We start from the raw sequence: 15,162 nt of genomic DNA on the forward strand, positions 1-15,162 counted from the left end.
ATACAACGTTTTAAATATTGACGCGCGTAAAATTTTTATACAACATGCGAAAATGCTGGTGCGATATCGGGAGGCCGCCAGCCTTGGGAGGAGAAAAATGACAGACATGAAAACCGGCCGACCGCCGATGCGAATCCTGTGGGCTATGCGCGCATTGGATACTCGGTCGCAGCCAGGGACCGCGACGGGGTCAGGCATAGATCACCTTGGCCCCGGTCCTATCAAGCTGGCTGCGTATCGGACCCGACAGGCTATCGTCGGTGATCACGACATCGACGCTCGACAGCGAAAAGGCCTTGGACGTCCCGCTGACGCCCCATTTGCTCGAATCCGCAAGGAGGACAACGCGCCGGGCCATGCGCACGAGGTTTCGCTTCGTTCGCGCCATGTCTTCGTTCACGTCGACCACATCCAGCGACGAGTCGATCGCATGCGCTCCAACAAAGACCTGATGCGCTACCAAGCCGCCGAGAGCCGTGTCGGCATCGGTGATCAGTGTGCTCACCGTGTCTGGATAGACCCGGCCGCCGATCATGTGAACGTCGAGCCCGGGCCGATGCATCAGATGCTGCACGATATTCATCGCCGTGGCCGCGACCACGACATTGCTGAGCGGCGGTAACAGCATGGCAACCTGCATCAAAGTCGAGCCGCCGTCGAAGATGACCGATTGGTTGTCCTCGAACAGTTCTACCGCTGCCCGGGCGATGCGTTTCTTTGCATCGAGGTTGGTTTGCATCCGCCGGGCGAACGCGGCCGTGGTCGAATCCGTGGTCCGGGTCACCGCGCCTCCGCGGGTCTTGGTCAGCAGTCCCTTACGGTCCAGTATCTCGAGGTCGGAGCGCACCGTGACTTCCGATACGCCAAAATCGTCTGACAGGTCCTTGATGCGGACCTGTCCGCTACGTTGCACTTCACCCAGGATCGATTGGCGTCTCTGCTCTGACAACATTGCCCTGTCCTTGCCTCCATCCGCCAAGCAATCACCCTGGCCTCGGTTCACTCTACCAAAAATATGCGAATTCGAAAGCTTTCGAAAGATTGCATTTGTCTTTTCTTTCGCAAACATTGGGTGCAGGATTTTGAAATCAATCGATTGGAGAGTTTAGGACTCATGAGCCTCGGAACCAAGGTGCGCCTGGCGCGCCTCTTCTCACATCCGTCGGGGAATCTTTTTGGCGGCGCGGTCGACCACTTTGTCGGCTATGGCGACGTGCGCAAAGGAGGTCTTGCCGATCTGCCGGGCGCCCTTGCACGCGTCATGGTAGGCAAACCCGACTATGTCAGCATCCAGCCCGGCACCGCGCGCCATCTGTGGCCGCAATACGCGGGCAAGGCTTGCCTGGTGATCCAGGCCGGCTGCTTTACCCCAGACGATCGCATCAGTGAACTGATTGCAACGCCCGAGGATGCGGTGCGCGCTGGCGCCGATGCGTTGGCCGTGGCCATTCCGGTGCGCGGCGCGACCGAGGGCAAATACATACGCTGGCTGACCGATTCGGTGAACGCTGCGGCCCGTTACGGCATGCCGGTGGTGGCGCATATCTACCCTCGCGATTTCACCGACGGGGCAAAAATCGTCTTTACCCCCGACGAGATCGCCTATGCGGCACGCATCGGCTACGAGTCCGGCGTCGATGTGATCAAGATCGGTTACACGGGCGATTTCGAGTCGTTCCGAGAGACTATTCGGACCTGCCCGGTGCCGGTTGTGATCGCCGGCGGTCCGAAGACCGACACGCTGCTCGGCGCCCTTCAGCAGACGGCGGACGCCATCCGTGCCGGCGCGCGCGGTGCCGTGGTGGGCCGCAATCTCTGGGGGCACGGCGATCCGGAAAAGGCAGCGATCGCCTTTCGGGGCGTCATCCATGACGGCCTTTCGGCGCAAGACGCCCTGGCGAAGGCGGGTGCCTGAACCATGCCCGCCGTCCCTTCAATCCTCGGCTTCGGAGCTATTGCGATCGACGACATCGTCTATGTCGATCAGCCGTTGTCGGCGGGCAAGGGGAAGGTTCTGCAAAGTGCCCGAGCTTTCGGGGGAAATGTCGCGACGGCACTTGCCGCCGTCGCGCGGCTCGGCGGAAGCGCCGGGTTCGTCGGATGGCTGGGCAGTGCCGCCGACGACGCCGTGTTGTGCGATCTCGTTGCGAGCGGCGTTGAAACCGCGTTTGCGCCGCGCCACCCGCACGCGCGCCCGGTGCGCTCGCGGATCACCGTCGGTTCGGATGGGGAGCGATTCATCGCGTATGACGACGAAGCGATGCTGGGCACCGCGCCGGACTTTCCGGATGAGGTTCTCAGCCGCGCGACAGTCCTGATCGTCGACAGTTACGGGATCGGGTCGCTGGATGTCGTGGCTCGGGCTCGCGATCTCGGCCTTGCGATCCTCGGCGATGTCGAATGGAGCCACGGCCCGGCCACCGAGAGACTGATCGGGCTCTGCGACCATCTCATTCTTCCGCTCGGCTTCGCGCGGACCGCCACCGGCCGCCAGTCGCCGGCCGAGATACTCGATGCATTGTGGTTGCCGTCGCGGTCCGCCGTGGTTCTGACGGATGGCGGCAGGGGCGTCTTCTATCGCGGACGCGACGAGACAGGGCTCTGGCACCTGCCTCCGCACCGGGTTGCCGTCGTCGACTCGACCGGCGCCGGTGACTGCTTTCATGGCGCCTATGCCCTGGCATTGACACGCGGGGCCGAAACCGCAGGCCGGGTCGCATTCGCGGCCGCGGCGGCGGCCGTTTCGATAACGGGGCGGGGCGGGCGCGAGGCGCTTCCGACCGACGACCAGGTCAAGCAACTCCTGGCATCGACAAACGCGCCGTCGGCAGTCGAACTGAAATATGCGCGGCTCGATACTGGAACATAGCCTAGCTATCCGAGGAAAAATTTCGCAGGTGAACGTAAGCCGAGGACAATCATAAAAATCAGTGGCTTAGACTTGTGGAGGGAGGAATATGGCAGAAGTCGTTCTTGAAAATATCTGCAAGACATACGGGAACAATTTTCACGCAATCGACCAATTGAACCTGTCGGTCAAGGACGGTGAGTTCTTGATTCTCGTCGGGCCGTCCGGCTGTGGCAAATCCACCGCGCTGCGGATGATCGCGGGATTGGAGGACGTCACCAGCGGCAGCCTTCGGATCGGCGGTGTCGACGTCGTCGACATGCCGCCCAAGGACCGCGACATCGCGATGGTCTTCCAGAGCTACGCCCTCTACCCGCATATGACGGTGTTCGAAAACATCGGCTTTTCGATGCGGCTGGCAGGCAAGCCGAAGGCCGAGCGCAAAAAGCGCGTGGACGAGATCGCCAAAACCCTTCAACTGACGTCTCTGCTGGACAGCAAACCCGCGAACCTTTCAGGCGGACAGCGTCAAAGGGTTGCCATGGGCCGCGCCATGGTGCGCGAGCCGGCAGCCTTTCTCATGGACGAACCGCTTTCCAATCTGGACGCGAAACTGCGTGTTCAAATGCGCGCCGAAATCACCAGTCTGCAAAAGCAACTCGGCGTAACGACCATATATGTGACCCACGACCAAACCGAAGCCATGACGATGGGCGACAGGGTCGCGGTGTTGAAAGGCGGCGTGCTGCAGCAGGTCGACACACCCAAGAGACTCTATGAATCGCCGGTGAACGCCTTCGTTGCCGGCTTCATCGGGTCTCCTTCGATGAACCTTTTCGAGGCGACCCTGACGGGCGACGAACTGATGTCCGGCGCCCTGGCCATTCGGCTGCAGGATGCAGCCTTCGTGCGCAGGCCGGGCTTGAAGTCGTATGCGGGGCGCAAGGTCGTGTTCGGCATACGACCGGAGGATCTCTATGACAGCAGCCTCGAATCCGGCCGCAAGTATCAGACGATACCGGCAAAGGTGACCTCGATCGAAGAACTTGGATCCGAACAAATCGTCCATCTCGACATCGACGCGGTCCGGGTGGACTCCGGCGACCCTGACGCGGTGCAGGATTTCGGCCTGGCGTCGAATGCGGTGGCGAAATTCGAACCGACCAGCACGGTCCGCTCCGGCTCGGAAATCAGGTTGGCCCTGGATGATACCAAGCTCCATTTCTTCGACCCGGAGACGCATCTGGCAATCTGAATATCAGCGATAAGACCCGCGGGTGAGGGTGAGGCGCCTGCGTAAGAAGACTTCTGAATAATCAGACGATCGGCCGCATTGTGCGGGCGAATATAAAGAAGGAGGAGAAAATGACGTTTCGCATTAAACCCGCGATGCTGAAAATAGCCGCGGCCGCATGGTTGCTTGGCGCAACCGGCGCCATGGCGGATACGACGCTGGAATTCACCCAATGGTGGGAGCCCGAATTGCCGGCCGGCTCGCTCAGGGCAATCATGGATGACTTCGAGGCCGCAAATCCCGGAATCAAAGTGACGCTGGTCAGCGGCCCCTACGCGACCACGCGTGACCAGATCTCGGTTGGTGCTGCAACCGGAACGCTCAGCGACGTCGTCGGTCTCGACGGTGCCTGGGTGAACAATCTGAATGCGCAGAGCGCACTCGCCGACATGAATCCGATGATGGATGCGAGCGGTTTCGACAAGAGCCAGGTCGCGGACATCGTCAAGGTGGACGGCAAGGCGGTGATGTTTCCCGTGGCTTCCTTCGTCTATCCGGTCTTCGTGAATTTGGACCTTGCTGCCCAGGCAGGCGTGACCAAGCTGCCGTCGACCCGTGCGGAGTTTCTCGAAGCCGCCAAGAAGATGACGATCGCCGACAAGAATCAGTATGGCTGGGTGCTGCCCCTGTCGCTGCAAACGCCATCCGGCGTTCAGAACGACATGATGTCGTGGGTTTGGGCTTCGGGTCAGTCGATGATGGCGAACGGCAAGCCGGACCTTGAGGGCAAACCGGTGGTGGATATGCTCACCTTCGTCAAATCTCTCAACGACGCCGGCACCATCTCGCCCGGCATCGCCACCAAGACCGAGCAGGAAAAGGTCGAGGAGTTCGTCAACAACCGCGTCGGGATGATGATCGACTCGCTCGCGCATGTGAACCTCATCCGCAAGCGCAATCCCAAGCTGAACTTCGACCTCATCCCGGTCCCGGTCGTGGAAAACTATACCGGCAAGCGCGGCCTTCCCTATGCCTCCTGGGGCATCGGCATCTCTGCTGCCTCGAAACATCAGGAAGAGGCCTGGAAACTCGTCCAATATGTGATGAGTGAAAAGGTGAACGCCAAGCTCGTATCGCTTGCAAACGCCTTCCCGGGCAACGTCAACGCCAAGCCCGATTTCGTGACCTCGGACAAGGCTTTCGGCAAGGCTTTTGAAATCTTCAAGACCGGTTATCTCGCCAATGAGTTCACGGGCCTGCCGGTGGCAGAAGACCTGATGACCCAGTTCGACGTGCAAGCCCAAAAGATGCTCGCCGGCGAGCAGTCTCCGGAACAAGCAGCCGCCGCCGCTCAGAAGGGCTGGATGGCGAAATTCTGATCGGCCTGTTCCCGTTTGCTGACTTCGACCGGGTGGCCTGACTTCGGGCAGGCCACCCGGCAACAACGGATCGGCAATTTGAGTGGACCTGTTTTTGAAGCTTACCTTCTCTTGAAGGCGTATCCCAAGGTTGGCACATGACCCGGCAAAAGCGCTCTCACCACAAGCTCAAACGAGCGGTCGCACCCTACCTCTATCTGTCGCCCTCGCTGCTCATAATCGGGCTTCTGATGCTGCTGCCGATGGTGACGGTGATTGGCTACTCGTTCCAGAACAGCGCGGTGCTGCGTCGTGACCCATCCTTTGCCGGACTGAAACACTACCAGGCGATCTTCGACGACCCCGTGTTCTGGGCTTCGCTGTGGCACACGCTCTACTTCACATGCATGAGTGTCATTTTCCACATGACCATCGGCATGGCCTTCGCGCTCATGCTGAACAGCGACCGCATCAATCCGACGCTGCGCAATATCCTGCGCGTGCTCTATATACTGCCTTGGCTGTTCACCGCGGTGATTATCGCCGTGATCTGGCGCCTGCTGCTTGAGCCGAACGGTGTCGTGAATAGCATTCTCATGCAAATCGGCATCATCGGTTCCAAGGTCGAATGGTTTTCCTCGCCTGAGACCGCGCTGCACGCCGTCACCTTTGCCAACATCTGGGCGGGCTATCCGCTCTTCATGGTCAGCCTGCTCGCGGGTTTGCAGGGCATTCCCAAGGATTTCTACGAGGCTGCCGATATCGACGGGGCGAAAGCCTACCAGAAGCTGATCTTCATCACCATTCCGCAGCTGATGCCGATCATCATCAGCATCTCGCTGCTCGACTTCATCTGGACCATGCAGGTCTTCCCATTAATCTGGATAACGACGGGCGGTGGCCCGATCTACTCGACCGAGGTCCTCAGCACCTACACCTACAAGCTGGCGTTTTCGAGCTACAACCTGTCGCAGGCTTCAGCCAGCGCTGTGGTCATCTTGCTGATCTCTCTCGGCCTGACGCTGTTCTATATTCGCTATCAGAAGGCTCGGTAGTCATCATGAGGAAAAGGCATACGCCGAAAGACAGGCTGATCACCGTCGCGCTCCATGTAGCGCTTGCAGCGGGGCTCTTTTTCGCGGCATTTCCGATCTACTGGATGCTGAGCAGCTCGTTCAAATCGAATACCGAAATCTTTGCCCTGCCACCAACCATCCTGCCAAAGGCCTTCACGCTGGAAGCGTATGCAGCCATCCTTGGCGACCCGGTAAAGCTGCGCTTCTTCTTCAATAGCTATTTCGTGGCGGGAGCGGTGACTGTGCTGACGGTGCTGATCGCCCTGCTGGCGGCCTACGGGTTCAGCCGCTTCAACTTCCGCGGCAAGGGCATCCTGAACACAATCATCATCAGCACGCAGACGATTCCGCCGATCACACTTTTGATCCCCTTCTTCGGGCTCGTCGTCTCATACGGCATCTTCGACACCTATGTCGCACTGATCCTGACTTATCTGGTGTTTACGCTGCCCTACGCGATCCTGCTGATGACGGGATATCTGAACACCTTGCCCCGCGATCTCGATGAAGCCGTGGCCGTCGATGGCGGCACCAGTTGGACAGCGCTTTGGCGGGTGATCGTCCCGATTTCACTGCCTGGCATCGTGGCGACGTCGGTCTACACCTTCCTGTTGTGCTGGAACGAATTTCTCTTTGCGCTGACACTGACGAAGTCAACGTCCATGCGCACCGTCCCGATCGGCATCCAATTGTTGATGGGTCAGCACGCCTTCGAATGGAACCAGATGATGGCGATGAGTGTGCTCGGCTCGCTACCGCTCTTGCTCATCTACCTCGTTGCCCAGAGGTACTTCCTCGCCGGCATGACCGCGGGCTCCGTCAAGTAGGATGTCCATCCCACGGCGACGCAGGGTGGCATCAAGCAATGGGCGATACCAAGGAATGAAAGGATGAACGTGAAAGAGCTCAAAGTCGGCTGCCAGACCTTCACCTGGGAAATGCTGGGAGACCGGTTCACCGGCGGCCCCGACGATCTGCTGAAGGCGATCTCTGACGGTGGCTATGCCGGCATCGAGATCACCGACACCATGATCGGACATTATGGCGACAAGCCGGAGGAGTTCGCCGCCGCGCTGAAGGCGTCGGGGCTGACGCTGGTTTCCTTCGCCTTTGGCTCGAACAGTGGTTTTACGCTGAAGGAGGAGATCGGCGCCGACCTCGAAACCGCCAAGCGCTGGATCGATTTCGCCGCCGCCTTCCCGAATGCGCTGGTATCGATGGGCTCGGCCACGGTGGTGTCCGACGGCCCGCGCGAGGATAAGTTCGCCATCGCCGCCGAGGTTTACAACAAGGCCGGCGAACTCGGACGCAAGGCCGGCGTCCAGGTTGCCCTGCATCCTAGCTCCCACCACAACACGCTGCTGTTCGACCGCGCCGACTACGACACGATCTTTGCCTTGCTCGACCCCGACCTGGTCGGCTGGGTACCGGATACCGGCCATATCCTGCGCGGCCACAAGGACATGTCCGATACACTGCGCACCTACCGCGACCGCATCCGCTACATCCACCTCAAGGACGTCGATGCCAACGGTACCTGGGCCATGCTCGGCAAGGGCGTCTGCGCCACGGCTGCGGTCATCGAGATCGCCAACACCGCACCGCGCTTCAACGGCTGGCTGGTGCTGGAGGAAGAATCCGAAACGGCCGCCGCCGATCCTGCCGGCGCGGTCAAGACCAACCGCCAGACTATGCGCAGCTACGGCGCCTGAAGAACGAGACGATGATCAAGAAACAGGACAGACGCCTCAGGGTCGGCGTGCTCGGCTGCGGCCCCATCGCGCAGTTCGCGCATCTGGAATCCTGCGTGAAAGCCGGCAATGCCGACCTCTACGCCATCTGCGACGCGGCACCCGATCTGCTTGCGCGCATGGGCGCCACTTACGAACCGCAGAAAATGTATTCCGACTATGAGGCAATGCTCGCCGATCCCGAGCTGGAAGCGGTGATCGTCGCCACGTCGGACGCCTATCATGTGCCGATGTCGATCAGGGCGCTCAACGCCGGCAAGCATGTTCTCTGTGAAAAGCCGATCGGCACCTCGGTCGAGGAGGGCGAGGCGCTGGCCGAAGCGGTCAGGCGCTCGGGCAAGATCCTGCAGGTCGGCCACATGAAGCGCTTCGATCCGGCACTGGAGACCGCGCGCGACTTCGTTCGCGACGAGATCGGCGAAGTGCTGGCGCTGAAGGCCTGGTACTGCGATTCCACCCATCGCTACACCAACACCGATGCCGTGCAGCCGCTGCCCGTCACCAGCAGGCTAGCCAGGAAGCCAGCCGGAAATCCCAAGGCCGATCTCAGGCAATACTTCATGCTGGCCCATGGCTCGCATCTCGTCGACACGGCGCGTTTCCTGTGCGGCGATATCGTCGCCGTGCGCGCCCGCCTCAATGAGAAATTCGGCGCCTATTGCTGGTTCGTCGAAACCGAGTTCGCCAGCGGCGCGCTCGGCCATCTCGACCTGACGGTTGCCGTGCGCATGGACTGGCACGAAGGTTTTCAGCTCTATGGCGAGAACGGCTCCGTTATCGCCAGGACATTCAACCCTTGGTACTTCCGCGCCAGCGAGGTGGAGATATTTCACGAGAAGACCGCCACGGCCCACAAGCCGCTCGGCGCCGATGGCCATTTCTTCCGCCGCCAGTTGGAAGGTCTTGCCGACACGGTGCTGAACGGCACGCCGATGCGTGGCGCCAATGTCGAGGACGGCATCGCCTCGATCCGCGCCATGGTCGCCATCGCGCGTTCGGTGGAATCAGGCGAGCGAGTCGAACTCGCCTCGGTGTCGGGGGCGGTGTGATGCGTCTCGGCATTTTCGCCAAGACCTTTGCCGGCACCGATCCGGCCGCCGTGCTGGTTGCGGTGCGGCAAGCTGGGTATGAGACGACGCAGTTCAATCTGGCCTGTGCCGGCCTGCCGTCGATGCCGGATGCTGTGCCGGCGGACGCCATCGCCTCCGTCCGTGCCGCCGCGCAGTCGAACGGCGTTTCACTCGCAGCACTGTCGGGCACCTACAACATGGCGCATCCCGACAAAGCCGTGCGCGACGACGGCCTCAGGCGCCTCGCCGTTGTCATCGAGGCTGCTGCTGCCCTCGGCATCCCGCTGGTCACGCTCTGCACCGGCTCGCGCAACGCCGCCGATCAGTGGGCCTATCATCCCGACAATGCCGATCCGGCCGCCTGGTCCGACATGGCCGCCGAGATGGCGAAGGCGCTGGCGCTGGCCGAAGGTGCCGGTGTCGATCTCGGCATCGAGCCTGAGCAGGCCAACATCGTCACCTCGGCCAGGGATGCGACCCGGCTGATCGCCGAGATGGGATCGAAGCATCTGAAGATCGTGCTCGATCCGGCAAACCTGTTCGAACACGCCACGCCCGGCGAGGCGCGCGCTATCGTTGCCGCCGCGATCGACGAGGCCGCCGGCCACATCGCCATGGCGCATGCCAAGGACCGTCATGGTGACGGTCGCTTTGCCACATCAGGACAAGGCATTGTCGATTTTCCTGATTTTGTTGCACGGCTAAAGGCAGCGGGCTTCGACGGACCGCTTGTCACCCACGGCCTGTCCGCCGACGAAGCCCCCGATGTCGCCGCCTTTCTGCGAAGGCTCCTCTGATGGGCGTCGCCCCGACGATCCTGCTTCGCGACGATGCAGCGCTTCGTGTCTTCGACACGGGGCAGGGCAGGCTTCCCGTCGTCTTCCAGCATGGCCTCGGCGGTGACGCAGCGCAGGTCGCGCAGAACTTTCCCGATGGTCCTTCATACCGTCGGCTGACCGTCGAATGCCGCGCGCAGGGCGGTTCCGGCGCCGGTAGCAAGCGCCCGTTTTCGATCGCGATGTTCGCCGATGATGTGCTGGCCGCCGCGGATGCGGCCGGCCTCGACCGTTTCGTCGCCGGCGGCATCTCGATGGGTGCGGCCATTGCCTTGCAGCTTGCCGTCCGGCACCCGGACCGGGTCGCCGGTCTCGTGCTTGTGCGCCCTGCCTGGGCTTTCGAGGCGGCGCCGCAAAACATGCGCCCTTACGTGGAAGTGGCGGAGCTCATCCGCAGCCGTCCTTTATCGCAGGCGCGAGATATCTTCGCGGCGTCCGCGACGGCCGCCCGCTTTCGCACCGAAGCGCCGGACAATCTTGCTTCCCTGCTCGGCTTCTTCGCGCGCGAAAACGCGCCCGTCTTCGCCGAGGTGATGCAGGCGATCGCAGAGGATGGACCTGGCGTGACGCGGGCAGCCGCCGCCAGCCTTGCGTTCCCTACGCTCGTCATCGGCAGCGGCATCGATCTCGTCCATCCGCTGGCCGCCGCCCGCAGCCTCGCCGACGCCATCCCCAATGCGACCTTTGCCGAGGTGATGCCGAAGGCCACCGACAAGGAGTGCCATTTCGCCGAAATTCGCGCCGCCATCGCGGACTTTCTCGACATGAATTTCAACAACCAGGACCAGTCATGACCTCGAAACCTCTCTCAGGCCCGGCCGCCATCGCCGCATTGCCGCGCGACCGGATGATCGCCGAATTCTCGCTCTGGTCGGCCAATCTCGCCAATTTCGAAAACGACTTGAAGCGCATCGAGCCCTATGTCGATCTTCATCATATCGATGTGGCGGACGGTCATTTCGCACCGTCCTTCCTGTTCTTCCCCGATCTCGTCGCCCGCATCGCAGGGCTGACGGCGAAACCCATCCATGTCCACCTGATGGTCGATGAAGCAATCGTCGAGGCGCAGACGCGCCAGTTCATCGAAGCCGGCGCCGACATGATCAGCGTCCATGCCGAGAATGGCGAAGCCGGATTGCGCGCCGTGCGGCTGGCGCGGGAGCTCGGCGCCGAGGCCGGCGTCGTACTCAGGCTGGAGACGCCTGTGGAAGCGGTGACGGCCTTCGTCCCGGAAGTCGCCTTCGTGACGCTTCTTGGAACCGCAATCGGCGTCAAGGGACAGAGCCTGTCGGACAAGGCCTGCGACAGGCTGGGCGCTGCCCGCGCCATCCTGAGAGAGGCCGGCCGCGAGGCGCAAGTGGTTCTGGCGGCCGATGGCGGCATCCGCCACGAGACCGTGCCGTTGCTGCGTGCCGCCGGGGCCGAAACCGTGGTTCTCGGTTCGCTCGCCTTCGGTGACAAGGATCTCGCCGGCCGCATCGGCTGGCTGCACGGCTTGAAGGTCGCGGCATGACATCAGAAGCCGCCCTTGCGATCGATCTTGGCGGGACGGAGCTTCGCGCCGCCTTGGTCGACCGCGACGGCAAGATCCTGGCATTCGCGGCGGTGCCGACGCAGGCGCTGGCCGGTCCCGATGTGGTGATCGGCCAGATCGAGGCGTTGGCGGCGACAGTCCATGCCGAGGCCCCGGCACTTTCGGTCGTCGGCGTCGGCGTCGGTGCACCGGGGCCGCTCGATCCGCTGGCCGGCATCGCCGTCGGCCCGCCGACGCTCGCCGGCTGGCTGGACGTGCCGCTTGCCGACATCCTGGAACGGCGGCTCGGCCTGCCGGTGCGGCTGGAGAACGACGCCAATGCCGCGGCGCTCGGCGAATGGCGCTTCGGCGCCGGTCATGGCGCTCGCTCGCTGGTCTTTGTCACGGTTTCGACCGGCATCGGCGGCGGTGTCGTCGTCGACGGGCGCATCCTGCATGGCCGCCGTGGCCTTGCAGCCGAGATCGGTCACATGACCATCACCAATGAAGGCGAGCGCTGCGTATGCGGTGTCGTTGGCTGCTTCGAGGCCATCGCGTCGGGAACGGCACTTGGCCGCCGCGCCAGCGCCGCCACGGCAGCCGGAGACGGCTCTACCTTGCGACGCTTGTCAGCGGACGCGGAGGTGACCGGCCGCCATGTCGTCGAGGCGGCACGGCTGCAGGACGCTCTTGCCTCGGCCTTGCTGGAGGAGGAAGCGCGCTGGCTGGGCGTTGGCTTCACCAATCTCCTGCATCTCTATTCGCCCGATGTGCTGGTCGTCGGCGGTGGCATCGCCAATGGGCTCGATCTGATGCTGCCGACCATCGAGGCGACCATCAGGCAACGGGCCATGCGCGCCTATCGCGACGTGCCGGTCGTTCAGGCCCAGCTTGGCCGCCATGCCGGGCTCGTCGGCGCCGCCAGCCTTGTGCTGTTCGACGACGGGGGCACTTTGGCAGCCCGCATGCCTGTCGGCCCAAGCACGTTTCCGGACACGCCGCTGAGCAAGACCGGCACGGTCTGACGTTGCGACCTGCATGACAAAGGCCAGAGGCAGCACGCCTCCGGCCTTTTACGCATTGACCGCGCGTCATTACTCGGCGGGAACAACGTCCGCCGGCAGGCTATCGTCGGCCGTGCCCGCCAGCGCTCTGGCCAGCTTGGCCTTGTCGAGTTCGCCTTCCCAGCGAGCCACCACCAGCGTGGCGACAGCATTGCCGACGAAGTTGGTCAACGCCCGGCACTCCGACATGAAGCGGTCGACGCCGAGGATCAGCGCCATGCCGGCGACCGGCACCGCCGGAACCACCGACAGCGTCGCGGCAAGGGTGATGAAGCCGGCCCCGGTGATGCCGGCGGCACCCTTGGAGGAAAGCATGGCCACCAGCAGCAGCAGGATCTGGTCACCCATAGACAGGTGGATGTTGGTCGCCTGTGCGATGAACAGCGCCGCCAGCGTCATGTAGATGTTGGTGCCGTCGAGGTTGAAGGAATAGCCGGTTGGGATGACCAGGCCGACGACCGAGCGCTTGGCGCCGGCCTTCTCCATCTTTTCCATCAGCGAGGGCAGGGCGGCTTCCGATGAGGAGGTGCCCAGCACCAAAAGCAGCTCTTCCTTGATATAGCGGATCAGCGACAGGATGGAGAACCCGTTGTAGCGGCAGACCGCGCCAAGCACGACGAACACGAACAGGAACGACGTCACGTAGAAGGTGCCGACCAGCATAGCGAGATTGATCACCGCGCCGATGCCGTATTTGCCGATGGTGAAGGCCATCGCGCCGAAGGCACCAATGGGGGCCGCCTTCATCAGCACGCTGACCAGCTTGAAGATCGGTGTCGTCAGCGCCTGCAGGAAATTGAGCACGGGCGTGCCCTTGTCGCCGACCAACGCCAGCGCGATGCCGAACAGCACCGAGAAGAACAGCACCTGCAGGATGTCGCCGTCGGCGAAGGCGCCGACGATGGTCGACGGGATGATGTTCATCAGGAACCCGGTGACCGACTGGTCGTGCGCCTTGGCGGCGTAATTGCTGATGGTCGAGGCGTCGAGCGTCGCCGGGTCGATGTTGAAGCCGGCGCCCGGCTGCACGACATTGGCGACGACAAGGCCGATGATCAGAGCCAGCGTCGAAAAGGTGAGAAAATAGAGCATCGCCTTGCCGGCGACACGCCCGACCTTCTGCAGGTCGCTCATGCCGGCAATGCCCGTAGTCACGGTCAGGAAAATGACGGGGGCGATGATCATCTTGACCAGCTTGATGAAGGCGTCGCCGAGCGGCTTCATGCTCTCGCCGACCGACGGATAGAAATGGCCGAGCAGGATGCCGACGGTGATCGCGACGAGCACCTGCACGTAGAGTTGGGCATAGAAAGGCTTGCGCTGCGCGGAAGACGCGCCTGAATGGTCTGCGATGTGCATCGAACTCTCCCTGGCCGGATGGGGCGGAGCGCCCTGCGTGACTTCTCCCATCGCGGCGCTCCGGTCGCACGCCGCTGCCAGGGAGTTTTGCAAGCGCTGTGCCAGTTCGCGGAAAGGCCGGAACCACGGGATTTCCGCCTTTGTCTGACGTCATGCGGCCAAAGCCTGTGCGGATTTCCGCACAGGCAGTGTTTGCCTGGGCGGATTTTCGCATTACACTGGCCGAAAGGCCGCGAGCAAAGGGGAGAGGGCAGACGCCGCAAGCAGGCACCGATAGCGGATCCCCCGGATTTGCCGGCCGTGGATTGCTGCGCGAGGCCGTGGCGCGGCTGCGCGATGGCCGCTGGGTTGCCGTGGTCGTCGCTCTTGCCTTTCTGGCCGGCGTGATTGCCATTGCCGGGCGCATCGCCTCCGGCCAGGCGGCCGATAATCTGCGCGAGACGGCACTCGCCGCACTGCCGCTGGCGGCGGGAACCCTGACCGGCGAAATCGAAAAGCAGCGCCTGGTTCCACTGGTGTTGGCCAGAGACGATGCGGTGCGCGGCGCTCTGCGCCGGGCCGGAAAAATGAAAGAAAAGGCCCTCAACGACAAGCTCAAGTCGATTGCCGGCGATGCCTCGGCATCCGCCATCTACATCATCGATACGGCAGGCATCGCCATATCAGCCAGCAATGCCGACGAACCGGCGAGCTTTGTCGGCATCGATTACAATTTTCGGCACTATTTCCAGGAAGCGATGAGCAAGGGTGCTGCCAGCCAATATGGCCTCGGCACAATCAGCGGCAGACCGGGGCTGTACCTTGCCAGCCGCGTCGACGATGGCGGCAAGCCGCTTGGCGTTGCGGTGCTGAAGGTCGAACTCGACGGCGTCGAAGCCAATTGGCGTTCCAGCGGTTTCCTTGTGTTCATCACTGATGAACGCGGCGTGGTGCTGGCTACCAGCCAGCCCGACTGGCGGTTCCGTGCGCTGGCGCCACTGTCGGCCGAGGACACCGCCGCAGCCCACGAGCATCTCCAATTGGCCGATGCAGGCTTCGAGCCGCCGCCGCTCC

At 62.5% G+C, this 15,162-nt stretch carries 15 protein-coding genes; 13 read left to right on the top strand and 2 right to left on the bottom strand.

Annotated features, from left to right (window positions below; all coding sequences use genetic code 11):
• Positions 1–190: 190 nt before the first annotated feature.
• Positions 191–952 (bottom strand): DeoR/GlpR family DNA-binding transcription regulator, encoded by a 762-nt coding sequence (locus tag EN984_RS04420; protein WP_127266572.1) that lies wholly within the window; start codon positions 950–952, stop codon positions 191–193.
• 162 nt (positions 953–1,114) lie between these two features.
• On the opposite strand from EN984_RS04420, the gene EN984_RS04425 reads away from it, so the two are divergent.
• The 12 genes from EN984_RS04425 (at position 1,115) to EN984_RS04480 (ending at position 12,711) form a co-directional block, all read left to right on the top strand.
• The gene (locus tag EN984_RS04425; protein ID WP_127266571.1) at positions 1,115–1,915 is read left to right on the top strand and encodes a class I fructose-bisphosphate aldolase; all 801 of its coding nucleotides are present in this window, start codon (positions 1,115–1,117) and stop codon (positions 1,913–1,915) included.
• 3 nt (positions 1,916–1,918) lie between these two features.
• A complete protein-coding gene (locus tag EN984_RS04430; RefSeq protein WP_127266570.1) occupies positions 1,919–2,869 on the top strand; it encodes a PfkB family carbohydrate kinase in 951 nt (316 codons plus the stop codon).
• Between the two features lie 88 nt (positions 2,870–2,957).
• Entirely contained in the window at positions 2,958–4,103 is a 1,146-nt protein-coding gene (locus EN984_RS04435) for an ABC transporter ATP-binding protein (RefSeq protein WP_127266569.1), read from the top strand.
• A gap of 110 nt (positions 4,104–4,213) precedes the next feature.
• On the top strand, positions 4,214–5,461 hold the full coding sequence (locus EN984_RS04440; protein WP_127266568.1) for a sugar ABC transporter substrate-binding protein: 1,248 nt from the start codon (positions 4,214–4,216) through the stop codon (positions 5,459–5,461).
• A 137-nt stretch (positions 5,462–5,598) separates the two neighbouring features.
• A complete protein-coding gene (locus EN984_RS04445) occupies positions 5,599–6,495 on the top strand; it encodes a sugar ABC transporter permease (RefSeq protein ID WP_023808791.1) in 897 nt (298 codons plus the stop codon).
• 5 nt (positions 6,496–6,500) lie between these two features.
• The gene (locus EN984_RS04450; protein WP_127266567.1) at positions 6,501–7,343 is read left to right on the top strand and encodes a carbohydrate ABC transporter permease; all 843 of its coding nucleotides are present in this window, start codon (positions 6,501–6,503) and stop codon (positions 7,341–7,343) included.
• A gap of 63 nt (positions 7,344–7,406) precedes the next feature.
• Positions 7,407–8,228, top strand: a complete 822-nt coding sequence (locus EN984_RS04455) for a sugar phosphate isomerase/epimerase (protein WP_127266566.1) — start codon at positions 7,407–7,409, stop codon at positions 8,226–8,228.
• A gap of 11 nt (positions 8,229–8,239) precedes the next feature.
• Positions 8,240–9,316, top strand: coding sequence for a Gfo/Idh/MocA family oxidoreductase (locus EN984_RS04460; RefSeq protein ID WP_127266565.1), 1,077 nt, complete (start codon positions 8,240–8,242; stop codon positions 9,314–9,316).
• On the top strand, positions 9,316–10,134 hold the full coding sequence (locus tag EN984_RS04465) for a sugar phosphate isomerase/epimerase (protein WP_127266564.1): 819 nt from the start codon (positions 9,316–9,318) through the stop codon (positions 10,132–10,134). The genes EN984_RS04460 and EN984_RS04465 overlap by 1 nt, the downstream gene beginning before the upstream one ends.
• Complete coding sequence (locus tag EN984_RS04470; protein ID WP_127272188.1) at positions 10,134–10,967, top strand: alpha/beta hydrolase; 834 nt, start codon at positions 10,134–10,136, stop codon at positions 10,965–10,967. Before EN984_RS04465 ends, EN984_RS04470 begins: the two co-directional genes overlap by 1 nt.
• A complete protein-coding gene (locus EN984_RS04475) occupies positions 10,964–11,686 on the top strand; it encodes a ribulose-phosphate 3-epimerase (protein ID WP_127272187.1) in 723 nt (240 codons plus the stop codon). The genes EN984_RS04470 and EN984_RS04475 overlap by 4 nt, the downstream gene beginning before the upstream one ends.
• Positions 11,683–12,711, top strand: coding sequence for an ROK family protein (locus tag EN984_RS04480; protein WP_127270821.1), 1,029 nt, complete (start codon positions 11,683–11,685; stop codon positions 12,709–12,711). Before EN984_RS04475 ends, EN984_RS04480 begins: the two co-directional genes overlap by 4 nt.
• 69 nt (positions 12,712–12,780) lie before the next feature.
• Here the strand turns inward: EN984_RS04480 and EN984_RS04485 are convergent, their stop codons facing one another.
• Positions 12,781–14,109 (bottom strand): dicarboxylate/amino acid:cation symporter, encoded by a 1,329-nt coding sequence (locus tag EN984_RS04485; RefSeq protein ID WP_127270823.1) that lies wholly within the window; start codon positions 14,107–14,109, stop codon positions 12,781–12,783.
• 152 nt (positions 14,110–14,261) lie between these two features.
• Between EN984_RS04485 and EN984_RS04490 the strand changes: the two genes are divergently transcribed.
• Positions 14,262–15,162, top strand: a 901-nt coding sequence (locus EN984_RS04490) for a cache domain-containing protein (RefSeq protein WP_348630223.1), incomplete at its 3' end; no start/stop codon positions are given.

The organism is Mesorhizobium sp. M7A.F.Ca.CA.004.12.1.1 (assembly GCF_003997835.1).
Lineage (GTDB): Bacteria > Pseudomonadota > Alphaproteobacteria > Rhizobiales > Rhizobiaceae > Mesorhizobium.

Bases quoted from the DNA above. Each gene is read 5' to 3' on its own strand.
- EN984_RS04420 (WP_127266572.1), bottom strand. From the start codon at position 952: ATGTTGTCAGAGCAGAGACGCCAATCGATCCTGGGTGAAGTGCAACGT.
- EN984_RS04425 (WP_127266571.1), top strand. From the start codon at position 1,115: ATGAGCCTCGGAACCAAGGTGCGCCTGGCGCGCCTCTTCTCACATCCG.
- EN984_RS04430 (WP_127266570.1), top strand. From the start codon at position 1,919: ATGCCCGCCGTCCCTTCAATCCTCGGCTTCGGAGCTATTGCGATCGAC.
- EN984_RS04435 (WP_127266569.1), top strand. From the start codon at position 2,958: ATGGCAGAAGTCGTTCTTGAAAATATCTGCAAGACATACGGGAACAAT.
- EN984_RS04440 (WP_127266568.1), top strand. From the start codon at position 4,214: ATGACGTTTCGCATTAAACCCGCGATGCTGAAAATAGCCGCGGCCGCA.
- EN984_RS04445 (WP_023808791.1), top strand. From the start codon at position 5,599: ATGACCCGGCAAAAGCGCTCTCACCACAAGCTCAAACGAGCGGTCGCA.
- EN984_RS04450 (WP_127266567.1), top strand. From the start codon at position 6,501: ATGAGGAAAAGGCATACGCCGAAAGACAGGCTGATCACCGTCGCGCTC.
- EN984_RS04455 (WP_127266566.1), top strand. From the start codon at position 7,407: ATGAACGTGAAAGAGCTCAAAGTCGGCTGCCAGACCTTCACCTGGGAA.
- EN984_RS04460 (WP_127266565.1), top strand. From the start codon at position 8,240: ATGATCAAGAAACAGGACAGACGCCTCAGGGTCGGCGTGCTCGGCTGC.
- EN984_RS04465 (WP_127266564.1), top strand. From the start codon at position 9,316: ATGCGTCTCGGCATTTTCGCCAAGACCTTTGCCGGCACCGATCCGGCC.
- EN984_RS04470 (WP_127272188.1), top strand. From the start codon at position 10,134: ATGGGCGTCGCCCCGACGATCCTGCTTCGCGACGATGCAGCGCTTCGT.
- EN984_RS04475 (WP_127272187.1), top strand. From the start codon at position 10,964: ATGACCTCGAAACCTCTCTCAGGCCCGGCCGCCATCGCCGCATTGCCG.
- EN984_RS04480 (WP_127270821.1), top strand. From the start codon at position 11,683: ATGACATCAGAAGCCGCCCTTGCGATCGATCTTGGCGGGACGGAGCTT.
- EN984_RS04485 (WP_127270823.1), bottom strand. From the start codon at position 14,109: ATGCACATCGCAGACCATTCAGGCGCGTCTTCCGCGCAGCGCAAGCCT.